Consider the following 22,520-nt stretch of genomic DNA (forward strand, 5'->3'; position numbering starts at 1 on the left):
CATGGCAAGGCCCGAACGCAGCAAAGCCGAACAAGAGAGCCTGGATCGCCGTTTCATGGCGGCGGCGCTTAGGCTGTCGCGGAAAAATGCCGGCCGCACCTCGACCAACCCTTCGGTCGGCACGCTGATCGTGCGCGACGACGGCGACGGACCGAAGATCGTCGGCACCGGTGTTACCGCCGTCGGCGGCCGGCCGCACGCCGAGACCGAGGCTTTAGCCGAGGCCGGCGAACTCGCGCGTGATGCAACCGCTTACGTCACTCTCGAGCCTTGCGCCCATCATGGCAGCACGCCGCCTTGCGCCAATGCACTGGTCAATGCCGGCGTCGCGCGCGTGGTCGGCGCTGCGAGCGACCCCGATCCGCGTGTCTCCGGCAGGGGCTACGCCATTCTGCGCGCCGCCGATGTCGAGGTGGTCGAGAAGGTGCTTGCCGCCGAAGCCGCCGAGCAAATGGCTGGCTATCTGATTCGATCCCTGAAAAAACGCCCGGAAGTGATTCTTAAACTTGCGCTTTCCAGCGATGGCAGGATCGGCAGGGAAGGCGAGGGGCAGGTCGCGATCACCGGTGAGATCGCGCGGCGCGAAGTCTACCTGATGCGGGCCGAAGCCGACGCCATTCTGGTCGGCATCGGCACGGCGCTGGAAGACGATCCGGCGCTGACCGTGCGTTTGCCGGGGCTGGAGAACCGTTCGCCGGCGCGCATCGTGCTTGACCGCCAGATCCGCCTGCCCGAAACCTCGAAGCTGGTTTCCGGCATCGACCGGGTCCCGCTCTATGTCGCCGCTTGCCTGGAGGCCGACCCGCACCGGCGGGCAGCACTCGAGCGCGTCGGCGTGCGCTTCATCGGCACCGAAACGCATGAGGGCGGCGTCGCCCTGCCGGAACTGCTGGAAGACCTGGCGGCGCTCGGCATGGCGAGCGTGCTGGTCGAGGGCGGTGCCAAGGTCGCCAGGACTTTCCTTGCCGAAGGGCTGGTCGACCGCATCGTGCTGTTCCAGGGGCCGGAAGCGATCGGCGCGGGCGGCGTTGCATCGCCCGTCGATGCAAACCATATCCCGGCGGGATTTCGCAAATTGCGAGACATGCGTTTTGGCGAAGACAGCTACGCCGAGTGGGTCAGAGATATCTAGGATCAAGGCCGCGATGTTTACCGGAATTGTCACCGATGTCGGCACCGTTGCCGCCGTGAAGCCGCTGAGGGAAGGGGTCGGCTTGCGCATCGACACCGCCTACGATCCCGAGACCGTCGCCATCGGCGCTTCGATCTCCTGCGGCGGCGTCTGCCTTACCGTCACGGCGTTGCCCGAGCACGGCTCGAACGCGCGCTGGTTTGAGGTCGAGGCCTGGGAGGAAGCGTTGAGGCTGACGACGGCCGCGGGCTGGAAATCCGGCACCAGGATCAATCTGGAGCGGGCGCTGAAGATCGGCGACGAACTCGGCGGCCATATCGTATCAGGCCATGTCGACGGCACCGCTGAGATCGTGGCGCGCGAGGAGGAGGGCGATGCCGTGCGTTTCACGCTGGAGGCGCCACGCCATCTTGCGAAATTCATCGCGCCCAAGGGGTCCGTTGCGCTCGACGGCACCTCGCTCACCGTCAACAAGGTCGAAGGCACCCGCTTCGACGTACTTTTGATCCACCATTCGCTGACCGTCACCACCTGGGGCGAGCGCAATGTCGGCGACCGCGTAAATCTAGAGATCGACACCATGGCTCGCTACGCGGCGCGGCTGGTTGAGGCAGCGAAAGAGGGGCTTTGAACCACCCCCGGAAATTAGACCGGGCCTGAGCGTCGGACAAAGCTTGCGAATGCGGCCGCTTCGGCCTAAGTCACCGGCGATCCCGGAGACATTTATGGCTGGCACATCCCAACACGGCAAAGCGTTTATCCGCCCGAAGCAGAAGGCGCACCTTCTCGTCATCGAGGCCCGCTTCCATGACGACCTTGCCGACGCGCTGCTCGAAGGCGCGACAAGCGCGCTGGACGAAGCAGGCGCGACCTATGATGTCGTCACGGTTCCGGGTTCGCTGGAAATCCCGGCGGTGATAACCTTCGCGCTAGACGGCGCCTCCGAAGGCGGGACCGCCTATGACGGTTTCGTTGCCCTCGGCACCATCGTCCGTGGCGACACCTATCACTTCGACATCGTCGCCAATGAATCCAGCCGCGCGCTCATGGATATTTCCGTGCAGGAAGCGGTCTGCATCGGCAACGGCATCCTGACCACCGAAAACGACGCCCAGGCCTGGACGCGGGCCAGGCGTTCGGAAGGCGACAAGGGCGGCTTTGCCGCACGCGCGGCGCTGACCATGATCGCCCTCAAGCAGCAATTGGGAGCGCCATCGTGAGCGAACCCGCTTCGCCCGGCCAGCCCACGGTGCGCCACGCCAACAAACGCGGCGCCGCCCGTCTGGCCGCTGTGCAGGCGCTCTACCAGATGGATGTGGCCGGCAGCGGCGTCTTCGAGATCACCGCCGAATACGAATTGTTCAGGCTTGGCAAGGAAGTCGACGGCGCGCTTTATCGCGAGGCCGACGCGCAATGGTTCCGCGCCATCCTCACCGGCGTCGTCGAGAACCAGAAGACCATCGATCCGGTCATCCGCCAGGCGCTGACCGACGATTGGCCGCTGTCCAGGCTTGATTCGACCCTGCGCGCCATTCTGCGCGCCGGCGTTTATGAGCTGATGAAGCGCGAGGATGTGCCGGTCGCCGTCATCGTTTCGGAATATGTCGACATCGCCAAGGCCTTCTACGAGGACGACGAGCCGAAGCTCACCAACGCCGTGCTCGATCGCGTCTCGCGCCGGGTACGCGGCGAGGGGCGCGGCAAGGACGCTTCATGACCGCCACGACTATGGCCGCCGGGGCCGGCAAGGAGGCGCGCCGAACGGCGTTTATTCTGGCCGCCTCGCAGGCGGTCATCGGTTCGGCCGCGCCCATCGCTATTTCGCTCGGCGCTCTGGCCGGGCAATATCTGCTTGGTCCCGACAAGTCGCTGGCGACCGCGCCGGTCACCGGTTTCAATCTCGGCGTCGCGCTCGGCGCCCTGCCGGCCGCCGCCATCATCCGCCAGCTCGGCCAGCGTGGCGGCTTCGTGACCGGCACGATCATCACCGCGCTTGGCGGGCTCATTGCCACGCTGGCGCTGTTTAATCCCAGCTTCTGGCTGTTCGCCTTCGGACTGATGGTGATCGGCGTCGGTGGCGCCTTCGTCCAGCAGTTCCGCTTCGCCGCCGCCGACAACGCGCCGCCCGAATTCAAGGCGCGCGCCATTTCCTTCGTGCTGGCCGGCGGCATCGTCACCGCCATCCTAGGTCCGCAGATCGTCATCTTCACCCGCGAATCCTTTGCGCCGGTGATGTTCGCCGGCTCGTTCGCTTCCATCCTCGTGCTGGCGGCGGTTGGCGCCGTCATCCTGTCGTTCCTGCGCATTCCGGCGAGAGCCGTCGGCAGGGCGGAAATCGCCGACGTCGATGCCCGGCCGCTCTCCGAGATCGTCACCAGGCCGCGTTTCGTCGCAGCACTTTTTTGCGCCGTCGGCAGCTATGCGCTGATGAGCTTCGTCATGACCGGTGCACCGCTGGCCATGGTCGGCTGCGGCCTGTCGACGGACGACGCCACGCTCGGCATTTCCTGGCACGTGATGGCGATGTTCGCGCCGAGTTTCTTCACGGGATCGCTGATCCACCGCTTCGGCGCCGAACGGATCGTGGCGCTCGGTCTCGTCTTGCTCATCGGTTGCGCCGTGGTGGCGCTGTCGGGGCTGGCGCTGTGGCAGTTCTGGACGGCGCTGATCCTGCTCGGCCTTGGCTGGAATTTCGCTTTTATCGGTGCCACTGCCATGGTCGCCGACAGCTACCGGCCATCGGAAAAGGGCAAGGTGCAGGGCTTCCACGACTTCGTCCTGTTCGGCTCCGTCGCATTTGCCTCGCTGATGTCGGGCGCGGTCTACAATGCCTGGGGCTGGGAGATGCTGAACTGGATCATCTTGCCGGTGACGGTGCTCTGTTTCGTGGCGTTGGGCGCGTTGAAGATGACGAGCTTGCGCCCGGCAAACTGACATCACACTGTATCACGCTGTCGGGACGAGGCGCGTCGGATTTACCGCGCCGGAACAAAATTATTGCGCCTGTACCCATTGTTATGAAACCGTGTGCCCCGACGGTGCGTTGAAGCCATGCTCATATGCGGCAACCGCATTCCGGTTCACAGCAAGGGATCTCACCATGTTTTCAATCAAGCTTCTGGTCGGCGCGGCGCTGGCGCTCGGCATCACCGCAGCCTCCGCAAGCGCTCAGGTGGTGGTGTCGTCGAAGATCGACACCGAAGGCGGCGTGCTCGGCAACATCATCCAGCTGGTGTTGAACGCCAACAACATCCAGACGACCGACCGCATTCAGCTCGGTGGCACCCCGGTGGTGCGCAAGGCGATCACCGCCGGCGAGATCGATATCTATCCGGAATACACCGGCAATGCCGCCTTCTTCTTCGAGAAGGCCGACGATCCCGTCTGGAAGGATGCCGCCAAGGCGTATGAGACGGCGAAGAAACTCGACTACGACGCCAACAAGATCGTCTGGCTGTCGCCGTCGCCGGCCAACAACACCTGGGCGATCGCGCTGCGCAAGGAGGTCGCCGAGACCAACAAGCTGGCCACGCTTTCCGATTTCGGCAAATACGTTTCCGGCGGCGGTCAGGTGGTGCTGGCGGCTTCGGCTGAGTTCGTCAATTCGGCGGCAGCACTTCCGGCCTTCCAGACCACCTACGGCTTTACGCTGAAGCCGGAACAACTGATCACGCTGTCCGGCGGCGACACGGCTGCGACCATTGCCGCGGCGGCGAACCCAGACCAATGGCGCCAACGCCGCCATGGTCTACGGCACCGACGGCGGCATCGCGCCGTCCGGCCTGGTCGTGCTCGATGACGACAAGGGCGTGCAGCCTGTCTACCAGCCAGCGCCGATCATCCGCGAGGCGGTGCTGAAGGAGCACCCGGATATCGAGACGCTCTTGAAGCCGGTCTTCGCCAAGCTCGACCTCGTCACGCTGCAGGAATTGAATGGCCGCGTGCAGGTCGGCGGTGAGCCGGTCAAGGGCGTCGCCGAGGACTTTTTGAAGAAGAACGGGTTCTTGAAGTAGTCAGCCCGTTTTGAAGATGACGCCGGTGCGAGGCGCCCCCCTCTGGCGGCCGCGCGCCATGACCATCCGGTTCGATAAGCTCGGCGTGGTCATCGCCGCGATCGTCGCCTATGCCGCTTTCGCGGCGCCCTTCGCCACCTTCCGCGCCAACCGCATCGTGCCCGGCGAGGCACGCTCGATGCTCGAGGCTCTGCCTGCGGCGACAGGCTCGCTGCTGCTGGCGACCGTCGTCGCCGCGGCGCTCGTCGCGCTGTTGAAGACGCCGCTGATCCTGCGCCTTGCGGCCAGCGTGGTCGCACTTGCAGCCCTTGCCGTCCTGATCGGTGTCGCCGGCAGTTTCCTGACGCCTGAGGGCAATGCGTTCGCGCGCATTTCGCCCGCCTCAGGGTTCTGGCTGCTCATCTTCGCCTTTACGCTTTTGCTCGCCGATGTGCTGACACGATTGAACCTGTCGCCATGGGCGCGCGTCGGCGTGCTGGTCTTGGCTGCGCTTGCGATTGGTCTGCTTTTGGCTTCGGGAAGCTGGAACAACCTGTCGATCCTCAAGGAGTATGCCAACCGTGCCGACAGTTTCTGGGCGGAGGGCTCCAAGCATGTGACGCTGGCGCTGGGCTCGCTGGCGGCGGCGGCGGTCGTTGGTCTGCCGCTCGGCATCCTCTGCCACCGCGTCGACAAATTGCGCGCCGGCGTGCTGAATGTGCTCAACATCATCCAGACCATCCCCTCCATCGCGCTGTTCGGCCTGCTGATCGCGCCGCTCGGCTGGGTCGCCGTGCATGTCCCGGGCGCGGCCTCCCTCGGCATTCGCGGCATCGGCACCGCGCCCGCCTTCCTCGCGCTGTTCCTCTATTCGCTGTTGCCGGTGGTGGCCAACACCGTGGTCGGCCTCGCCGGTGTGCCGCGCGCCGCCAACGACGCCGCCCGCGGCATGGGCATGACCGATCGCCAGCGCCTGTTCGGCGTCGAGTTTCCATTGGCCTTTCCGGTCATCCTCACCGGCATCCGCATCGTGCTGGTGCAGAATATCGGCCTCGCCACGATTGCCGCGCTGATCGGCGGCGGCGGCTTCGGCGTGTTCGTGTTCCAGGGCGTTGGCCAGACGGCGATGGATCTGGTGCTGCTCGGCGCGGTGCCGACGGTGGCCCTGGCCTTTGCCGCGGCCATCATCCTCGACGCAGCGATCGAAATGACCGCCACCAAGCGCAGGGTTGAAACGGCATGATCGAGATCGAAGGCATTACCAAGCGCTATGACGCGACGACCGTCGTCGACGACGTGTCGATGCTGATCGAACCACGCACCATCGCCGTGATTGTCGGCACTTCCGGCTCCGGCAAGACGACGCTGCTGCGCATGATCAACCGGCTGGTCGAACCGAGCTCGGGGGTGATCAAGCTCGACGGCGCCGACAACCGTTCGCTGCCCGGCTACGAGCTGCGCCGCAGCATCGGCTACGCCATCCAGGGCCACGGCCTGTTTCCGCACCGCACGGTGGCGCAGAACATCGCCACCGTGCCGGTGCTGCTCGGCTGGGACAAGGCCCGGATCAAGGCCCGCGTCGACGAATTGATGACCCTCTACCAGCTCGACCCCGAAGCGTTCGGGCCGCGCTATCCGCACGAATTGTCCGGCGGCCAGCAGCAGCGCGTTGGTGTCGCCCGCGCGCTTGCCGCCGAGCCGAACGTGCTTCTGATGGACGAGCCGTTCGGTGCGCTCGACCCGATCATCCGCAACAAGGCGCAGGAGGATTTGCTGGCGATCCAGAAGCGCTTCGGCACCACCATCATCCTTGTCACCCATGACATGGAGGAGGCCGTGCATATGGGCGACAAGATCGCGGTCATGGATGCCGGCAAGCTGGTGCAATATGCCAAGCCGGCGGAGATCCTGGCGAAGCCGGCCAGCGCCTTCGTCGAGACGCTGGTCGGCGCCAGCGAAAAGCCGTTCCGGCTGCTGTCGCTCGGCCGCGTGCGCGACGCGGTGGAGAAGGGGACCGCCGAAGGCGAGGCGATCCCCGGCGACGCCAGCCAACGCGACGCCTTGGCCGAGTTGTTGTGGTCCGGCCGGCCGGCGCTGCCGGTGAAAGGCGATGACGGCAAGCCGCTCGGCCGCGTCACCGTGGACGGGCTGGTGAAGCGCGCGGCGAGGCCGGCATGAAGGAGGCCGGTATAAAAACTTGGCTTCCATCGCTGCTCAGGCTTGCGCTGGTGGTGTTGCTGGTCGCCTTCGTGACCAATCCCGGCTGGTTTGAACCCCTGTTGAAGCCGCTGACGGAAAACAATGCGCCGGCGATCTACAATCAGGGCAGCCTTTTGACATTGACGCTGCTGCATCTCAGGACCGTGCTGATCGCCACGGTGGCCGCGACCATCGTCGCCGTGGCGCTCGCCATCCTCGTCACCAGGCCGGCCGGCGTCGAGTTCCTGCCGCTGTCGCGCAGCCTGGTCAATATCGGCCAGACCTTTCCGCCGGTGGCGGTGCTGGCGCTCGCCGTGCCGGCCGTCGGCTTCGGCGAGAAACCAACGCTGATCGCGCTGTTCCTCTACGGCCTGTTGCCGATCTTCGAGAATGCGCTGACCGGCCTGACGACGCTGCCGGCCAATGTGGTCGAGGCGGCGCGCGGCGCCGGCATGACCGGCTGGCAAAGGCTTACCAAGGTGGAACTGCCGCTCAGCGCGCCGATCATTCTGGGCGGCATCCGGCTGTCGGTGGTCATCAGCCTGGCCACCGCGACCATCGGCTCGACGGTGGCGGCAAAGACCCTGGGCGAGGTGATCATCGCCGGTCTATTATCGAACAATCTCGCCTTCGTCCTGCAGGGCGGCCTGATCGTCGCAGCCCTTGCCGTGCTTATCTATGACGGGCTCTCGGCGATCGAGCGCTATACAGCGCGCCGCATGGGACGCGAGGCAGAGTAGTTCAACATTCAAGCTCGCGCGGGGTGGTCGAGCGTCAGTTCGAGCGTGATGCCTGTCTCGCCGACAATCCAGCGGCGGCGGATGACCGCGAAATCGTGCCTGGTTCCAGCTTTCACGAGAGAAACAAGATCTCCGACGGCGCAATCGCTGCCGAGATCGAGCGTTTCGACAACCTCGGCGATGCCTTGCTTGCTGGCATAATGTCTCGCGACGACTGTGAGTGTGATGATCGCCGGCTCTCCAGTTGCGCGATCTTCGGGACTCGGCGATTGATGAGCGCGATGCCCCGATCTTTCAGCAGGAGTTCTTGCCATGACCTTGCGTTTCTCCAAGATCGTCATGTGTCTGTGTCTGGCGGCTTTCGCCTTCCTCGTCGCCTTCGGCAACATCACCGATTACGGCTCAAACTTCGCCTTTGTCCAGCATGTGTTGAGCATGGACACAACCTTTCCCGGCAACGCGCTGATGTATCGCTCGATCACCAACCCGTCGCTGTGGACCGCAGGCTACTGGCTGATCATCCTCGGCGAGGCGCTGACCTGCCTGCTCTATCTGATCGCCGCCTGGAATTTGTGGCAGGCGCGCAATGCCAGCGGGCAGGTTTTCAACGATGCCAAGAAATTCGTGGTGATCGCCGCCACCATGGGTTTCCTCGTTTGGTATTTCGGCTTCATGGTCGTCGGCGGCGAGTGGTTCGCCATGTGGCAGTCTTCGACATGGAACGGTCAGGAGGCGGCGTTCAAATTCTACATGACCATGCTGGCGGTGCTGATCTTCGTTATCCAGCCTGACAGTGACCTGCGCAAAAGCTGAGCAGGCGCCGGCCGATTTCAATCGATCTAATCGAGCGGCATCGCCGAAGGGCATGCCGTCTCCCTACGGCTTTTGGGCGAAAGCCGGGCAAAAATCGAACAATATCTTGACGTTCGCGGCCCTGTTTCGCATAAGCCGATGCGAAGGAAGCGGATTCCGCGCACGGAATCCGCTTCCCGTCTCAACGGCCCAGGGAGGGGTTCTTTTGGGCCATCAATCGAGGAAAATTAGGCAATGACCATTATTTCCGCCGTCATCGCCTGCGGCCTGCTTTCAGTCCTTTACGCCATCTGGGCGACACGTTCGGTCCTTGCGGCCGACCAAGGCAATGCACGCATGCAGGAAATCTCCGCGGCCATCCGCGAAGGCGCTCAGGCTTATCTGGCACGCCAGTACACCACCATCGCCATCGTCGGCGTCGTCGTCCTGCTGCTCGCCTGGTGGCTGCTTTCCGCTACCGCCGCCATCGGCTTCCTGATCGGCGCGGTTCTGTCGGGCGCGGCCGGCTTCATCGGCATGCATGTTTCGGTGCGCGCCAATGTGCGCACCGCGCAAGCCGCTTCCAACAGCCTCGCCGCCGGCCTCGACATCGCCTTCAAGTCGGGCGCCATCACCGGCATGCTGGTTGCCGGCCTCGCGCTGCTCGGCGTTTCCATCTACTATTTGATCCTCACCCATTTCATGGGTCTCCAGCCGAACGACCGCATCGTCATCGATTCGCTGGTTTCGCTCGGCTTCGGCGCCTCGCTGATCTCGATCTTCGCCCGTCTCGGCGGCGGTATCTTCACCAAGGGCGCCGACGTCGGCGGCGATCTCGTCGGCAAGGTCGAGGCCGGCATTCCCGAAGACGATCCGCGCAATCCCGCCACCATCGCCGACAATGTCGGCGACAATGTCGGCGACTGCGCAGGCATGGCCGCCGACTTGTTCGAAACCTACGCGGTGACCGTCGTCGCCACCATGGTTCTCGCCGCCATCTTCTTCGGCGGCACGGCCGTTCTAGGCGCCACGATGCTATATCCGCTCGCCATCTGCGGCGCCTGCATCCTGACCTCGATCGTCGGCACTTTCTTCGTCAGGCTTGGCTCCAACGGCTCGATCATGGGCGCGCTCTACAAGGGCCTGATCGTTACCGGCCTGCTGTCGGTCGTCGGGCTCGCCGTCGCCACCTCCGTAACGCTCGGCTGGGGCGAGATCGGCACCGTCGCCGGCATGGCCATCACCGGCAAGAACCTGTTCATCTGCGGGTTGATTGGCTTGGTTGTGACCGGCCTGATCGTGGTCATCACCGAATACTACACCGGCACCAACAAGCGCCCGGTGAACTCCATCGCCCAGGCGTCGGTGACCGGTCACGGCACCAACGTCATCCAGGGCCTTGCGGTTTCGCTGGAATCGACGGCGCTTCCGGCGATCGTCATCGTCGGCGGCATCATCTCCACCTACCAGCTCGCCGGCCTCTATGGCACGGCGATCGCGGTCACCACGATGCTCGGCCTCGCCGGCATGATCGTCGCGCTCGACGCCTTCGGCCCGGTAACCGACAATGCCGGCGGCATTGCCGAAATGGCTGGCCTGCCCAAGGAAGTGCGCCACTCGACCGACGCGCTCGACGCCGTCGGCAACACCACCAAGGCGGTGACCAAGGGCTACGCCATCGGTTCGGCCGGCCTCGGCGCGCTGGTGCTGTTCGCCGCCTACTCCAACGACCTGAAGTTCTTTGCCGCCAATGGCGACAAATATCCCTATTTCCAGGGCATGGGCGAAATCTCCTTCGATCTCTCCAACCCTTACGTCGTCGCCGGCCTGATCTTCGGCGGCCTCATCCCATACCTGTTCGGCGGCATCGCCATGACTGCTGTCGGCCGCGCCGCGGGCGCCATCGTCGAGGAAGTGCGCAAGCAGTTCCGCGAGGATCCGGGCATCATGGCCGGTACCTCGAAGCCGAACTACGCGCGCGCCGTCGATCTTCTGACCAAGGCGGCGATTCGGGAGATGATCATCCCGTCGCTGCTGCCGGTGCTGGCGCCGCTGGTCGTCTATTTCGGCGTGCTGCTGATCTCGGGTTCGAAGGCCTCCGCCTTTGCCGCCCTCGGCGCCTCGTTGCTCGGCGTCATCGTCAACGGCCTGTTCGTCGCCATCTCGATGACCTCGGGCGGCGGCGCCTGGGACAACGCCAAGAAGTCGTTCGAGGACGGCTTCACCGACAAGAACGGCGTCAAGCACCTCAAGGGTTCCGAGGCGCACAAGGCCTCGGTGACTGGCGACACGGTTGGCGATCCCTACAAGGACACCGCCGGCCCGGCGGTCAACCCGGCGATCAAGATCACCAACATCGTCGCTCTGCTGCTGCTGGCTGTGCTCGCGCACGGCTGACTACTACAGCACTATCGGTTCAAATAAAAACCCGCCGGAGCGATCCGGCGGGTTTTTTGTTGCCTGATTTCTGATGCCAAGCGGTGAACCGCCGGGCAGGGATCACATGCCTGGCGACGATCCGCCGCCGGGGATGCCGGGCGCCAGTTTGCTGGCGCCGTTGATGATCTGGCTGAGGAAGTTCTGGTCCTTGCCGCCGGTCGGCGTGGTGCGCGAGATGAAGTCGAACACCTTGCCGTCCTTCATGCCGTAATTGGCGATCTGGGTGACGCGCCCATCGTCGCCGAAATACACCGCCAGCACTTTCTGGTCGACCAGACGAGGCTTGTCGAAGGCGACGTAACGCTTGCGCGTCTGCGAAATGTAATAGAAGGCCTCATTGTCGAACGTAGCTGTCGTCGACGGCGTGCCGAGCGCCAGCAGCACCTGTTCGCGGCTGGAGCCGACCGGCACCGAGTCGATCGCCTGCTGGTCGATCACATAACCCTGCGTCAGCGTCTCGCTCGGATTGAGATCGCCGACCATCTTGGACGAATTGCAGGCGGAAAGCGCAGAAGCGACCACCAGCAGCGAAATCATGCCGGCGGGCCTTGACAGAAAAATCGACTTGAATTTCAGCGCGCGCAACAACAACTCCTTCAAACTGCCGCAACTTGCGCTGGGCCGCAAAACCGGTAAACCAGCTTGCTTGCCGATGCAACAAGGCCAATTCAACAAACGGTCCCCGGGAGACCACCCTCAAATGTTCCAGCGCCTTTTTGGTCGCGAACGTCACGCCAACCGCGCTATCACCGAAGCGCTTTACGCACAAATCGTGGCATCCGCGCGGCAAACCGTGTTTTATTCCGACTGGAATGTACCGGACACGCCGCTCGGCCGTTTCGAGATGCTGTCGCTGCACATGTTCCTGCTCCAGCATCGGCTGCGTGGTGAGAGCGGTGCTGCCGGAGAGGTGGCGCAGGTGCTGATCGACGAGTTCTTCCTGGATGTCGAGCATTCGCTGCGCGAACTGGGCATCGGCGACGTCGGGGTGCCTAAACGCATGAAGAAGCTGGCGAAGATGTTCTACGGCCGCACCGCCGCCTATGACGACGCCCTGGAACGAAACGACCACGACGCGCTTGCCGCTGCTCTTGCCCGTAATGTCAGGCCGGATGCCGGCGCTTGGCCGCAAGCTGCGCAACTGGCAAGCTACGTGGTCGAGGCCGGCAGGCATCTCGCGGAACAGCCGGCCGAATCGATCGTTTCCGGCACGGTGACTTTTCCTGTGGCCAAATCAGGCTGAACCAAATCAGGCTGAAGGAGAGGAAGATGAAACATGCCGACAGCCAAAGCCCGGTGTCCTTCGTGGCAAACGTCGCTCGCCTGCCGCAAAAGGGTCTGCCGGTGGTGATCGATGCCGATTCCGGGCAGCGCGCAGCACTTGCCGGCGAACATGATCTGCTTTCCGTCGAAAGCTACCGCGCCGAGCTCCTGGTGGCGCCATGGAAGCGCAATGGCGTCAAGGTCAGCGGTCGTGTCGAGGCCGATATCACACAGGCCTGCATCGTCACCCTCGATCCGGTCGAGGCCCATATCGACGAGGCGGTCGAGGCGCTGTTCCTGCCGCAAGAGTCCAAGCTCGGGCGGCAGGGTTTCGAGGGCGGCGGCGAGATCCTGCTCGATGCCGAAGGGCCGGACAGTCCCGAGACTTTTTCCGGCGACAAGATCGATGTCGGCGAGCTTGCCGAACAGTTCTTCGGACTGGCGATCGATCCTTATCCACGCAAGAAAGGTGCGTCGCTGGAGGTCGCCGGCGATGCCGAGCCCGAGGAGAACAAATTCCAGCAAAAGCTGCGTTCCCTGCTGGGAAAATCCTGAAACCCGACCCAACCAGAGAAAAGCCGGTTGTGCGGCAGCCCAAAAACGCTATTTTCGCCGAACCTTCGCGAGCCCCGAACCATCGCAAGCGCCAGGCGCTCGCTCAAGCAAAACGTGAGATGAATACCGCGTGATCAGGATTTCCATCGATGCCATGGGCGGCGATCACGGACCAAGCGTGGTCATCCCGGCGCTCCTGACGGTCGCGACCCGGCGTCCCGACATCCGCTTCGTCATTTATGGTCGTGAAGAGGCAGTGCGCCCCGAGCTCGCCAAATTCCCCAAGCTGGCGCAGGTGAGCGAGTTCATCCACTGCGAGATATCGGTGAGGATGGACGACAAGCCAAGCCAGGCACTGCGCCATGGCCGCTGGAAGTCGTCGATGTGGAAAGCGGTCGAGGCGGTCAAGTCAGGCACTGCCGACGCCTGCATCTCGGCCGGCAACACCGGCGCCCTGATGGCGATGTCGAAATTCTGCCTGCGCACCATGGCAACGATAGACCGTCCGGCGATCGCGGCACTTTGGCCGACATTGCGCGGCGAAAGCGTGGTGCTGGACGTCGGCGCCACCATTGGCGCCGATGCCCATCAACTGATTGACTTTGCGATTCTGGGCACCGGCATGGCGCGCTCGGTTTTCGGCATCGAGCGGCCGAGCGTCGGCCTGCTCAATGTCGGTGTCGAGGAGATCAAGGGCCAGGAAGAGGTCAAGGAGGCGGGCCGCATGCTGCGCGAGGCCAACATGGCCTCGATGAACTACCACGGTTTCGTCGAAGGCGACGACATCGGCAAGGGCGCCGTCGACGTGGTCGTTACCGAAGGATTCGCCGGCAACATCGCGCTGAAGACGGCGGAAGGCACGGTAAGACAGATCGCCGGTTACTTGCGCGCCGCGATGAACCGGACGCTGATGGCCAGGATCGGCTATATCTTTGCCAAAGGTGCCTTCGATCGCCTGCGTGAAAAGATGGATGTCGGCCGCTCCAATGGCGGCGTCTTCCTGGGGCTGAACGGCATTGTGGTGAAAAGTCATGGCGGTGCTGATTCGGATGGCTTCGCGGCGGCGATCGAGCTCGGCTACGACATGGTGCGCAACAATCTGCTCGACCGCATCGAGGCCGATCTCGACCTGTTCCATGCGCGCAATCCGCATGCCCAGACCAACAGGAAATCCGACGTCGTTGCCGACGCAAAGGAATAGGAAAAAGCATTGATCAGATCAGTCGTGCGCGGCATGGGCGCCGCGCTGCCCCGCCGCATCATGAAGAATGCCGATTTCGAAGGCATGGTCGAGACGTCGGACGAATGGATCGCCCAGCGCACCGGTATTCGCCAGCGCCATATCGCGGCCGACGATGAGACGACGGCTTCGCTCGGCGAGGCGGCGGCGCGCGCGGCCCTCGACGATGCCGGACTGACGCCTGCTGACATCGATCTGATCGTGCTGGCGACCTCGACGCCCAACAACACCTTTCCGGCGACTGCCGTTGACATCCAGAACCGGCTCGGCATGCATCACGGCTTCGCCTTCGACCTCCAGGCGGTGTGCTCGGGCTTCGTCTATGCGGTGGCGACCGCTGATCTTTATATCCGCGGCGGCCTGGCCAAACGGATCCTGGTGATCGGCTCGGAAACCTTCTCGCGCATCCTCGACTGGAGCGATCGCTCGACCTGCGTCCTGTTCGGCGACGGCGCCGGCGCCATGGTTCTGGAAGCAGGAGAGGGCGCGGGCAGCATCGCCGATCATGGCGTGCTGGCAGCGAGCCTGCGCTCGGACGGCACGCACAAGGACAAGCTCTACGTCGACGGCGGACCGTCGACCACCGGAACCGTTGGCCATCTCAGGATGGAAGGTCGCGAAGTTTTCAAGCATGCGGTCGGCATGATCACCGACGTCATCGAAGCGACGTTCTCGGCCGCCGGAATCACTGCCGAGGATCTCGACTGGTTCGTGCCGCATCAGGCCAATAAACGCATTATTGACGCTTCCGCCAAAAAGCTCGGGATAGCTGAGCGAAAGGTGGTGGTTACGGTCGACTTGCACGGTAACACCTCAGCGGCATCCGTGCCGCTGGCGCTCTCGGTGGCCGTTGCCGATGGCCGCATCAAGAAAGGCGACTTGGTGCTGCTCGAGGCGATGGGCGGGGGCTTCACCTGGGGCGCGGTTTTGCTCCGCTGGTAAGTGCCGAACTGACAGGTTCGGTCCTTGACCTTGACGGATCAATTACTTAGGCTCTGCCTTTGCTTGTATCGATTTATGTTTTGAGCTGATGGGACGGTTCGCATGGGGGGAAAGACACTTACGCGCGCCGACCTCGCCGAAGCCGTTTACCGAAAGGTCGGCTTGTCGCGTACTGAATCGGCTGAACTCGTCGAAGCTGTTCTGGACGAGATTTGCGATGCGATCGTTCGCGGCGAGACGGTGAAACTGTCGTCCTTCGCGACATTCCATGTCCGCTCCAAGAACGAACGCATCGGGCGCAATCCCAAGACCGGCGAAGAAGTGCCGATTCTGCCGCGCCGGGTGATGACCTTCAAGTCGTCCAACGTGCTGAAGAGCCGCATCCTGCGCTCCCACCAGAACAGCAAGGCGAAGGGCGGCAAATAGCGCCTGCGGTTCAAAGCTCTGGTTGAAAACCGCGGTCCTCTTTGACGCCGGGCTTGAATGTTGTTTCATAAACCGCTGAAATAAGACCCGATTCGGCAGAACGGGCCGGATCGGATGACTCTTTGTTGAGCATGGTCTTGTCCGAAAACCGGTTCCCACTTTTCGGGATCATGCTCCAGCGTGAGGATTTCGCCCATGGACAAGAGCCCCGATGCTTTCCGCACCATCAGCGAGGTCGCGGAAGATCTCGATCTGCCGCAGCATGTGCTGCGTTTCTGGGAAACGCGTTTCAACCAGATCAAGCCGATGAAGCGCGGCGGTGGTCGCCGCTACTACCGGCCGCAGGATGTCGAACTGATCAAGGGCATTCGTCATATGCTCTACGACCAGGGCTACACCATCAAGGGCGTGCAGAAATTGCTGCGCGAGAATGGCAACCATTTCCTGGTCGCCATCGGCAATGGCGACATGGCGGCCGTCGAGGCGATCTCGCAACGCCGGCAGGCCGACGCGGTGCCGCTGACGCCAGGCGCCCAGCCGCGCGGCGCGGACGACGAGATGCTGGTCGGCCAACCCAAGGTGAAACCGAGCCGCCGCTTTTTCGGCCTGGGCAAGAGCGACGAGGAAGGCCCGGTCCAGCCGGATGCGTCGAAGCTCTCGCGCGACAATCGCGCCTTGCTGCAGGAGGCGCTGTTCGACCTTCTGGAATGCAAGCGCCTGCTCGATCAGGTGCGCTGATCCTGTCGCGCAAAAGCATGTCCTCGGGCTTGACCCGTGGGTGCGCAGCGGTTTTTGCGATAACGACATGCATAAAAGCTGCCGCATGAAGCCGTTTAAACGCGCCGCGCTTTAAGGGGCGGCGGCCGTCTCCCAAACCGGAACGGTCTTGGAGGTCATGCGTTACGATTCCTTCTGCAAATGAAGGAACCCTGCCATGGCATCGCTTTCGAATATCTCCGACATCGACCTTGAAAAGCAGGTCGCAGCTCTCTCCAGGGAACTGGCGGCGCTGAGGAAAGCCATGTCCAGACGGGGCGGCGCCTATTACGAGGACGGGCGCGACGCCGCGTCGGACTACTATTCGCACCTTGCCGGGTACCTCGGCGACGCTCTGCCTGCGATCAGGAAGCAAGGCAGGGCGATCGAGAAGACGGCGCGCGATCATCCGGCGACGGCAGCCGCCGTCGGCTTGGTTGTCGTCGGGCTGGTTGCCAGCCTGCTTCTCAGCCGACGCTAGCTCGATTCGGTAGATGGCCGCGGCCGGACTATCGCCCCGGAATTTTTCGACAGTTTTTCCGGAGTGTAGAATTTTGTTTCTGGATTGTGTCTGAAGGGCCCTTCACTCCGGGCGGCCACGGCCTCACATCAGTGGGACGACACCGCTGTTTCCAACCACGACCCGACTGGCGACCAGTGTGCCGTCGCTGCCGCGCTCGGCGGTGACGAAGACGGTCGCGCCTGGCTTGAGATCCGCCGGCGTGGCGGCGGCGAAGGTTATGATCGGCGTCGATTGCGGTATGGCGATCTCTTTCTTCTGGCCATTGTCGTAGGTCAGGGTCACCGTCCGGCCGTTGACTTCAGTCACGTCGGCGATGGTGCCGTTGGTCATCCGGCTGTTGGGCTGAAGGTCCCATGGACGATCGCCTTCGCCGGTCCCCTTGAGGGCTGCGGGAAAGATCACCACTTCGAGCGCCCCGCTGCCGCCATCCGTCTTCGCAACCGAAGCGACGCCGACGAAGTCGCCCCGTTTGATGTCTTCGGCTGACACCTTGGCGACGCCCGAGATCTTCCAGTCCGTGGGTAGTTTTATGGCGTCGGTGCTGCCTTCCCGGGTCTTCACGGTGAGCAATGACGGTTCGAAACTGACCACCGTGCCGCGCACCCGTACGGTATCGGCCGCCCGAGCGGCGATCATAGTGCTCCCGGCAAAGCCGGAAATCGTGCCGAGCACAACAACAATTGTCTTCAAGTCCATGGATCCGATCCTTTCGAAAGGCTGGCCGGAAATGGCCAAATGGCTAGCAAGCCAGCGACAATTGCCTAACGAGCCAGCGGTCCAAAACCGTTGAACAATTCGGCGCTCGACCCTTCAAAACAACTTGATCGGCATGGCATTCCATATCGCGCCGCGAGATCGGTGCCGGCTGATTTTTCGGGCTGGCATCACGATGCTGTGACGGTTTCTTTGGTGCTTGGCAAACTGTCGATAAGAGGGCATTCTCCCGCCGTCTCAGGCAACAACATGATTTGACCAAAACTCTTTCAGCCCACGGAGTTGCCAATGTCCAACATAGCAAAACGCGATACCTTCTCCGAACTGGCGGCAACCGAGATTGCGCCCGATCACAGCGCCCTCAGAGCCATCCGGGAAACCAGGGGATACAGTCTGGAAGAGCTGTCCCTGACATGCGGCCTGTCCATCAATGAGATCACGGAAATCGAAAGCGGTAGGGATGCCGACCCATCGAAGCTTCGGCGCATTGCCGCGGCGCTTCGGCTTCCGGAAGGTGCGCTGATCAATCCGCCTGTGCTGGCGCAACCTACGGAAAATCGATCCGTCTGATAATGGCGACGCCGGGGGGCCGCTTAAACAAGCTGCCAACGGCGCTTTGGATTTGAAGTTCTCCACGGGACTCCAAATCCGGCGCTGGACATTGGCGCGACAGGCGCCGAATTTGATTGACCCCAAGCAGGTTATCAAGATACATCGCGACCGGTCCGGAGTGTAGCGCAGCCCGGTAGCGCACTTGACTGGGGGTCAAGGGGTCGTCGGTTCGAATCCGGCCACTCCGACCATTTTCAAGACTTGGACTTGCCCCCAAAAGTCCGTCATGCCTTGGCCGCTGCCGGAAGCTGCCGGATGACAAGCATCGCGATCACCAGCAGTGGCACTGCCGCGCGCGATATGCGCGGGCCGCCTGCCTGGATCCGGATCGCAGCCGATCGTGGACGCTATATCCATTCGCTGAAGCGTGTGCCCGCCTTGAGGAATGCATATATGATTTGGGATTCTGCGACGCGTTTCTTTCGCCTCTCGGATTTGTGCAATGTGAGAGAGTGGAATTCCACGTACGCGGCATAGAGATCGCGATGGCTTCCGGACCGGATCATGTCGTCGAGGATCTCGTACTCCGCCCCTTCGACATCGAGCTTGAGAACGACCACGTCGTACAGTTCACGCTTCGCTCGGATCATCTGTGACAGCGAAAACGTTTCGACAAGGTCCGGGGTAAATCGTAGCGATTGATACAAGCTTTCGTTGTGGCCAAAGACGATCGAGCAACCCTGATGGGTGGGGCCCGACCGGTCCGGAGGGGGACCGAATAGTTCGGCATGGCCATCTTTCACGCTTGCCGCCTTGACGACGATCTCCATCGTCGCATTTTCTGAACGCAAGGCATGAAGGTGCGTCAGGCAATTCTTGTTGGGTTCGACCAGAACGTAGTCGTAGCGGTCGGGAGTGTAGTACCGAGAAAAGTATTTATATCCCTGGCCGATGTTTGAACCACAGTCGATAAACAATCCGCGCTTTCCCTCTGCCTTGAGCTTGGACGATGCCTGCCTTGCATCGGTCCCAACACGGCGACGGAGCCATAGCGACCTAAGCGGTTCGCTCAACGACCAGGCTGATAATTGGATGAACCGACCAAGCCCCTCGGTTCTCAGGACGTCTGCTGCTTGCTGCGTCTTTCTGGCAAGCTTTGTTGCCAATTGGGCCATCGGCCCGTTGCGACGATGAACATACTCGTCCGGATTGCCCGCCACCCCGTGTGCCTTTCCGTCCCGATAAGGCTTTAGCCTCGCACGGAACTTCCGATGCCGCAGCCTCATTTGGAAAACGAGCTTGGCAAAGTACGCTTAAATCTGGGCCTGTCTTCGTCCGTTCGAGGGATGCCTGGCCGCCAACGCGGGTGGCATCGCCGGCCGCAATTGCCGCTGATGGGCGTATTCCAGCGCGATCGCACCCCAGATCAGTCCGAGCAGCAGATAGACATGGCGCCAATGGTCGATGTCGATGAAGGTGCCGAGTCCGATATTGCCGATGAAAGCGACATAGGCGCATAGAAGGTAGGGTTGCCACGGCCTGTCGCGCAAAAGGATGCGGAAGCCGACTGATATGGTCCACAAGGTCAGTGTCAGGAACGACACGAAGCCGAGCCAGCCATAGTCCATCAGCATCTTCAGCCAGATATCGTGCGTGTCCTCGCCGTAAATGGTGCCGAAGACGAGCGGGCCGATGCCGAGCGGATGCTCCAGCGCCATCTGGAAGCCGATCATGTAGCGGGCGAAGCGGCCGAGGCGGGCCGTGTCGTAGCTCTGTTCCAATTGGGCGCGGCTGGAAAACATTTCCGAAACGCCTGGAAGCTGCAGGATGACAAGCATCGCGATGACCAGCAGCGCAATGGCCGCGATGATCATGACGACGATGCGCAGCCGGAACTTGCCGCTGGCGCTCTGCAGGAACAGGGTGCCGGTGAGCAGGATTACTGAGACGCCGAACATGCCCCAGGCGCCGCGCGAGAAGGAGAAGAAGATGCCGGCCGTGATGATCAGCAGCGGCGCCGCCAGCAGCGGCATGCGCGAGACCGGTCCGGTCAGCAGGAGATAGAGCAGGTAGATGCCGGGCAGCACCAGGAACGGCCCGAACACATTCGGGTCCTGGAAGGCACCGGCTGCGCGGTCGTATTTGGTGAAGATCTCCGCGCCTGGGAAGGCATGGAAATAGCCTGCAATACCGAGCAGGGCGGTCAGCACCGCGGAGACGACATAAGCGAGGAAGATCAGCCGGTAGAGGCCGGGCTGGACCGCGGTCACCGAGGCGAAGAACACGGCGGTGAAGGCAAGGAACAGCGACACGGCGAGATAGAGCGGCGTGCTGGCGAGGTCCGACATCTGCGTCATCGAGATCATGCCGCCGATGTTCATGATCACCAGCAGCACCAGCAGCGGCGCCGCCGCGCGCGATATGCGCAGGCCGAACAAGGCCCACACCACCATCAGCCCGACCATATAGAGGTCGTATGGCGCCGGCTCGTCGATAACGAAGCCGGACAGGAAGACACCGAGGAAAACCGCACCCGACGCGATCAGCGCGATCAGCTTGGCGTTGACCGCGGCCGGCGGCAACTCATGGGTGACGGCGCTCAATAGGCGTTTTCCGTGTTGAGCAGCCGCACCGGTGTCAGGAACAGGATCCTCAGGTCGAACAGCATTGACCAGTTCTCGATGTAATAGAGGTCGTATTCCGTCCGCATGCGGATCTTCTCATTGGTGTCCATCTCGCCGCGCCAGCCATTGATCTGCGCCCAGCCGGTCACGCCGGGCTTGACCTTATGGCGGGCGAAATAGCCGTCGACGACTTCATTGTAGAGAAGGTTGTGCGACTGGGCGGCAATGGCGTGCGGGCGCGGGCCGACCAGCGCCAGCGAGCCGAAAAGCGAATTGAAGAACTGCGGCAACTCATCGATAGAGGTTTTGCGGATGAAGCGGCCGACGCGGGTCACGCGCGGATCGTTCTTGGTCACCGTCTGCTTGGCCGTCGGGTCCGCTCTGTCCGTGTACATCGAACGGAACTTATAGACTTCGATGATCTCGTTGTTGAAGCCGTGCCGCTTCTGGTGGAACAGCACTGGGCCCTTGCTGTCGAGCTTGATGGCGATCGCGGTCGCCAGCATGACCGGAGAGAACACGATGATGCCGACGATCGAGAAGACGATGTCGAAAGCGCGCTTGGCGACCGAATCCCAGTCGTTGATCGGCTTGTCGAAAATGTCGAGCATCGGCACGGAGCCGATGTAGGAATAGGCGCGCGGGCGAAACTGCAGTGCGTTCGAATGCGCGGAGAGCCGGATATCGACCGGCAGCACCCACAACTTCTTCAGCAATTGCAGCACACGCGATTCGGCGGTAAGCGGCAGCGACACGATCAGCATGTCGATGCGGGCGATGCGGGCGAACTCGATCAGTTCGGAAATGGTGCCGAGCTTGGGGTAGCCGGCGACGATGGGTGGCGACCGCTTGTCGCCGCGGTCGTCGAAGATTCCGCAAATGCGGATATCGTTGTAGGGCTGCCTTTCGACCGAGCGGATCAGGACCTCAGCCGTCTTGCCGCCGCCGACGATGACGGCGCGGCGCTCCATGCGCCCGTCGCGCGCCCAGCGCCGGATCAGCTTCGACATCACCAGCCTGAGACCGAAGATCAGCACGAAACCGACGACGAACCAGGTGCCGAAAAACAGGCGCGAATAGTCTTCCGACATCTTCATGACGAATGCCGTCAGCGCCATCAGGGCGAAGGTGCCGGCCCAGACCAGCAGCAGACGGCCGAAATTGGCGATCGGCCGCATCAGCGAGACGATCTGATAACAATCCGTGACATCGAACAGCACCACGGCCAGCAGCGAGGCGGCGGCGATCGTCAGCGGATACTGCCAGGCGAGATAGGTGAAGAAGCCGACATAGTGGAAATAGACGCACAGGCCCGACAAGAACAGGAGGGCGAACTCGACCATGCGCAGGACGCCGCTGACCATGATCGGCGACATCGTATCGCGCCTGTATTGCGAAGCGACCTGACGGGCGACGTCATTCATCCCGCCAGCCGCATCGCGATCGGCCGGGCCGTCGAATTTGCGCACCGCGTCTATCGAAAAGCGGCGTGCGGGATCGATCTCGTTCATGGGGTATCCGCTGGCTTCCCCTCAGGTGAATAGCAAAAGAGAGCTAAGAAACCCTTGAAACAACAGGTGGCTTTGGAGCGGTCTGCGGGATCAATTAATGCCTGTCGCGGTTCCGTTCAA

General features: G+C 62.6%; 25 protein-coding genes, 1 tRNA gene and 1 pseudogene. 20 read left to right on the forward strand and 7 right to left on the reverse strand.

The features are described from left to right. The first annotated feature begins 1 nt into the window (after position 1). The 9 genes and pseudogenes from ribD to MESS2_RS15770 all read left to right on the forward strand — a co-directional run bounded on the left by ribD (position 2) and on the right by MESS2_RS15770 (position 8,063). On the forward strand, positions 2 to 1,132 hold the full coding sequence (ribD, locus tag MESS2_RS15730) for a bifunctional diaminohydroxyphosphoribosylaminopyrimidine deaminase/5-amino-6-(5-phosphoribosylamino)uracil reductase RibD (RefSeq protein WP_008875366.1): 1,131 nt from the start codon (positions 2 to 4) through the stop codon (positions 1,130 to 1,132). Positions 1,133 to 1,145: 13 nt separating this feature from the next. Further along, complete coding sequence (locus MESS2_RS15735; protein ID WP_008875367.1) at positions 1,146 to 1,763, forward strand: riboflavin synthase; 618 nt, start codon at positions 1,146 to 1,148, stop codon at positions 1,761 to 1,763. Between the two features lie 94 nt (positions 1,764 to 1,857). Further along, on the forward strand, positions 1,858 to 2,352 hold the full coding sequence (gene ribH / locus MESS2_RS15740; RefSeq protein WP_008875368.1) for a 6,7-dimethyl-8-ribityllumazine synthase: 495 nt from the start codon (positions 1,858 to 1,860) through the stop codon (positions 2,350 to 2,352). After that, positions 2,349 to 2,849 carry a transcription antitermination factor NusB gene (gene nusB / locus MESS2_RS15745; RefSeq protein ID WP_008875369.1) on the forward strand — a complete coding sequence of 167 codons (501 nt, stop codon included), beginning with the start codon at positions 2,349 to 2,351 and terminating at the stop codon, positions 2,847 to 2,849. The genes ribH and nusB overlap by 4 nt, the downstream gene beginning before the upstream one ends. Then, positions 2,846 to 4,066: an MFS transporter gene (locus tag MESS2_RS15750; protein WP_008875370.1), complete on the forward strand. Its 1,221-nt coding sequence runs from the start codon at positions 2,846 to 2,848 to the stop codon at positions 4,064 to 4,066. The genes nusB and MESS2_RS15750 overlap by 4 nt, the downstream gene beginning before the upstream one ends. 166 nt (positions 4,067 to 4,232) lie before the next feature. Next, positions 4,233 to 5,145, forward strand: a pseudogene (gene osmF / locus MESS2_RS15755) (glycine betaine ABC transporter substrate-binding protein OsmF). A gap of 58 nt (positions 5,146 to 5,203) precedes the next feature. Then, the gene (locus MESS2_RS15760) at positions 5,204 to 6,367 is read left to right on the forward strand and encodes an ABC transporter permease (RefSeq protein WP_040593238.1); all 1,164 of its coding nucleotides are present in this window, start codon (positions 5,204 to 5,206) and stop codon (positions 6,365 to 6,367) included. Then, the gene (locus MESS2_RS15765) at positions 6,364 to 7,302 is read left to right on the forward strand and encodes an ABC transporter ATP-binding protein (RefSeq protein WP_008875372.1); all 939 of its coding nucleotides are present in this window, start codon (positions 6,364 to 6,366) and stop codon (positions 7,300 to 7,302) included. Before MESS2_RS15760 ends, MESS2_RS15765 begins: the two co-directional genes overlap by 4 nt. Before the next feature lie 11 nt (positions 7,303 to 7,313). Then, positions 7,314 to 8,063: an ABC transporter permease gene (locus tag MESS2_RS15770; protein WP_040593240.1), complete on the forward strand. Its 750-nt coding sequence runs from the start codon at positions 7,314 to 7,316 to the stop codon at positions 8,061 to 8,063. An 8-nt stretch (positions 8,064 to 8,071) separates the two neighbouring features. Here MESS2_RS15770 and MESS2_RS15775 read toward each other — a convergent pair whose 3' ends face one another. Then, the gene (locus MESS2_RS15775) at positions 8,072 to 8,377 is read right to left on the reverse strand and encodes a hypothetical protein (protein WP_008875374.1); all 306 of its coding nucleotides are present in this window, start codon (positions 8,375 to 8,377) and stop codon (positions 8,072 to 8,074) included. Here MESS2_RS15775 and MESS2_RS15780 point away from each other — a divergent pair. Both MESS2_RS15780 and MESS2_RS15785 read left to right on the forward strand, forming a co-directional pair. Next, positions 8,376 to 8,876 carry a DUF2165 family protein gene (locus MESS2_RS15780; RefSeq protein ID WP_040593218.1) on the forward strand — a complete coding sequence of 167 codons (501 nt, stop codon included), beginning with the start codon at positions 8,376 to 8,378 and terminating at the stop codon, positions 8,874 to 8,876. The genes MESS2_RS15775 and MESS2_RS15780 overlap by 2 nt on opposite strands. A 234-nt stretch (positions 8,877 to 9,110) precedes the next feature. Further along, complete coding sequence (locus MESS2_RS15785) at positions 9,111 to 11,252, forward strand: sodium-translocating pyrophosphatase (RefSeq protein ID WP_008875376.1); 2,142 nt, start codon at positions 9,111 to 9,113, stop codon at positions 11,250 to 11,252. 102 nt (positions 11,253 to 11,354) lie between these two features. Here MESS2_RS15785 and MESS2_RS15790 read toward each other — a convergent pair whose 3' ends face one another. Beyond that, complete coding sequence (locus tag MESS2_RS15790; RefSeq protein WP_008875377.1) at positions 11,355 to 11,879, reverse strand: outer membrane protein assembly factor BamE; 525 nt, start codon at positions 11,877 to 11,879, stop codon at positions 11,355 to 11,357. Positions 11,880 to 11,994: 115 nt separating this feature from the next. Between MESS2_RS15790 and MESS2_RS15795 the strand changes: the two genes are divergently transcribed. The 5 genes from MESS2_RS15795 to MESS2_RS15815 all read left to right on the forward strand — a co-directional run bounded on the left by MESS2_RS15795 (position 11,995) and on the right by MESS2_RS15815 (position 15,720). Beyond that, positions 11,995 to 12,537 (forward strand): ubiquinol-cytochrome C chaperone family protein, encoded by a 543-nt coding sequence (locus tag MESS2_RS15795; RefSeq protein WP_008875378.1) that lies wholly within the window; start codon positions 11,995 to 11,997, stop codon positions 12,535 to 12,537. Positions 12,538 to 12,563: 26 nt separating this feature from the next. Beyond that, entirely contained in the window at positions 12,564 to 13,112 is a 549-nt protein-coding gene (locus tag MESS2_RS15800; RefSeq protein WP_008875379.1) for a YceD family protein, read from the forward strand. Between the two features lie 130 nt (positions 13,113 to 13,242). Beyond that, positions 13,243 to 14,313 carry a phosphate acyltransferase PlsX gene (gene plsX, locus MESS2_RS15805; RefSeq protein WP_008875380.1) on the forward strand — a complete coding sequence of 357 codons (1,071 nt, stop codon included), beginning with the start codon at positions 13,243 to 13,245 and terminating at the stop codon, positions 14,311 to 14,313. A 9-nt stretch (positions 14,314 to 14,322) separates the two neighbouring features. Beyond that, the gene (locus tag MESS2_RS15810) at positions 14,323 to 15,294 is read left to right on the forward strand and encodes a beta-ketoacyl-ACP synthase III (protein WP_008875381.1); all 972 of its coding nucleotides are present in this window, start codon (positions 14,323 to 14,325) and stop codon (positions 15,292 to 15,294) included. Positions 15,295 to 15,396: 102 nt separating this feature from the next. Further along, positions 15,397 to 15,720 (forward strand): integration host factor subunit alpha, encoded by a 324-nt coding sequence (locus tag MESS2_RS15815; RefSeq protein WP_008875382.1) that lies wholly within the window; start codon positions 15,397 to 15,399, stop codon positions 15,718 to 15,720. A 10-nt stretch (positions 15,721 to 15,730) separates the two neighbouring features. Here MESS2_RS15815 and MESS2_RS33840 read toward each other — a convergent pair whose 3' ends face one another. Next, positions 15,731 to 15,853, reverse strand: a complete 123-nt coding sequence (locus MESS2_RS33840) for a hypothetical protein (protein ID WP_280113321.1) — start codon at positions 15,851 to 15,853, stop codon at positions 15,731 to 15,733. Positions 15,854 to 15,915: 62 nt separating this feature from the next. On the opposite strand from MESS2_RS33840, the gene MESS2_RS15820 reads away from it, so the two are divergent. Together MESS2_RS15820 and MESS2_RS15825 are read left to right on the forward strand one after the other, a co-directional pair. Continuing rightward, a complete protein-coding gene (locus tag MESS2_RS15820) occupies positions 15,916 to 16,458 on the forward strand; it encodes a MerR family transcriptional regulator (RefSeq protein WP_008875383.1) in 543 nt (180 codons plus the stop codon). Between the two features lie 196 nt (positions 16,459 to 16,654). After that, positions 16,655 to 16,957, forward strand: a complete 303-nt coding sequence (locus MESS2_RS15825; RefSeq protein WP_008875385.1) for a hypothetical protein — start codon at positions 16,655 to 16,657, stop codon at positions 16,955 to 16,957. Between the two features lie 123 nt (positions 16,958 to 17,080). Here the strand turns inward: MESS2_RS15825 and MESS2_RS15830 are convergent, their stop codons facing one another. Beyond that, positions 17,081 to 17,695, reverse strand: coding sequence for a hypothetical protein (locus MESS2_RS15830; RefSeq protein WP_008875386.1), 615 nt, complete (start codon positions 17,693 to 17,695; stop codon positions 17,081 to 17,083). Positions 17,696 to 18,001: 306 nt separating this feature from the next. Between MESS2_RS15830 and MESS2_RS15835 the strand changes: the two genes are divergently transcribed. Next, positions 18,002 to 18,283, forward strand: coding sequence for a helix-turn-helix domain-containing protein (locus MESS2_RS15835; protein ID WP_008875388.1), 282 nt, complete (start codon positions 18,002 to 18,004; stop codon positions 18,281 to 18,283). A 156-nt stretch (positions 18,284 to 18,439) separates the two neighbouring features. Further along, a tRNA-Pro gene (locus tag MESS2_RS15840) sits at positions 18,440 to 18,516 on the forward strand. A gap of 156 nt (positions 18,517 to 18,672) precedes the next feature. Here the strand turns inward: MESS2_RS15840 and MESS2_RS15845 are convergent. From MESS2_RS15845 to MESS2_RS15855, 3 genes are all read right to left on the reverse strand, one after another. Continuing rightward, positions 18,673 to 19,485: an FkbM family methyltransferase gene (locus MESS2_RS15845; protein WP_244440007.1), complete on the reverse strand. Its 813-nt coding sequence runs from the start codon at positions 19,483 to 19,485 to the stop codon at positions 18,673 to 18,675. A gap of 93 nt (positions 19,486 to 19,578) precedes the next feature. Beyond that, positions 19,579 to 20,868 carry an O-antigen ligase family protein gene (locus MESS2_RS15850; RefSeq protein ID WP_008875391.1) on the reverse strand — a complete coding sequence of 430 codons (1,290 nt, stop codon included), beginning with the start codon at positions 20,866 to 20,868 and terminating at the stop codon, positions 19,579 to 19,581. After that, positions 20,865 to 22,400, reverse strand: a complete 1,536-nt coding sequence (locus MESS2_RS15855) for an undecaprenyl-phosphate glucose phosphotransferase (protein ID WP_008875392.1) — start codon at positions 22,398 to 22,400, stop codon at positions 20,865 to 20,867. The genes MESS2_RS15850 and MESS2_RS15855 overlap by 4 nt, the downstream gene beginning before the upstream one ends. Positions 22,401 to 22,520 lie beyond the last annotated feature (120 nt).

Source organism: Mesorhizobium metallidurans STM 2683 (assembly GCF_000350085.1).
GTDB classification, from domain to species: Bacteria; Pseudomonadota; Alphaproteobacteria; order Rhizobiales; family Rhizobiaceae; genus Mesorhizobium; species Mesorhizobium metallidurans.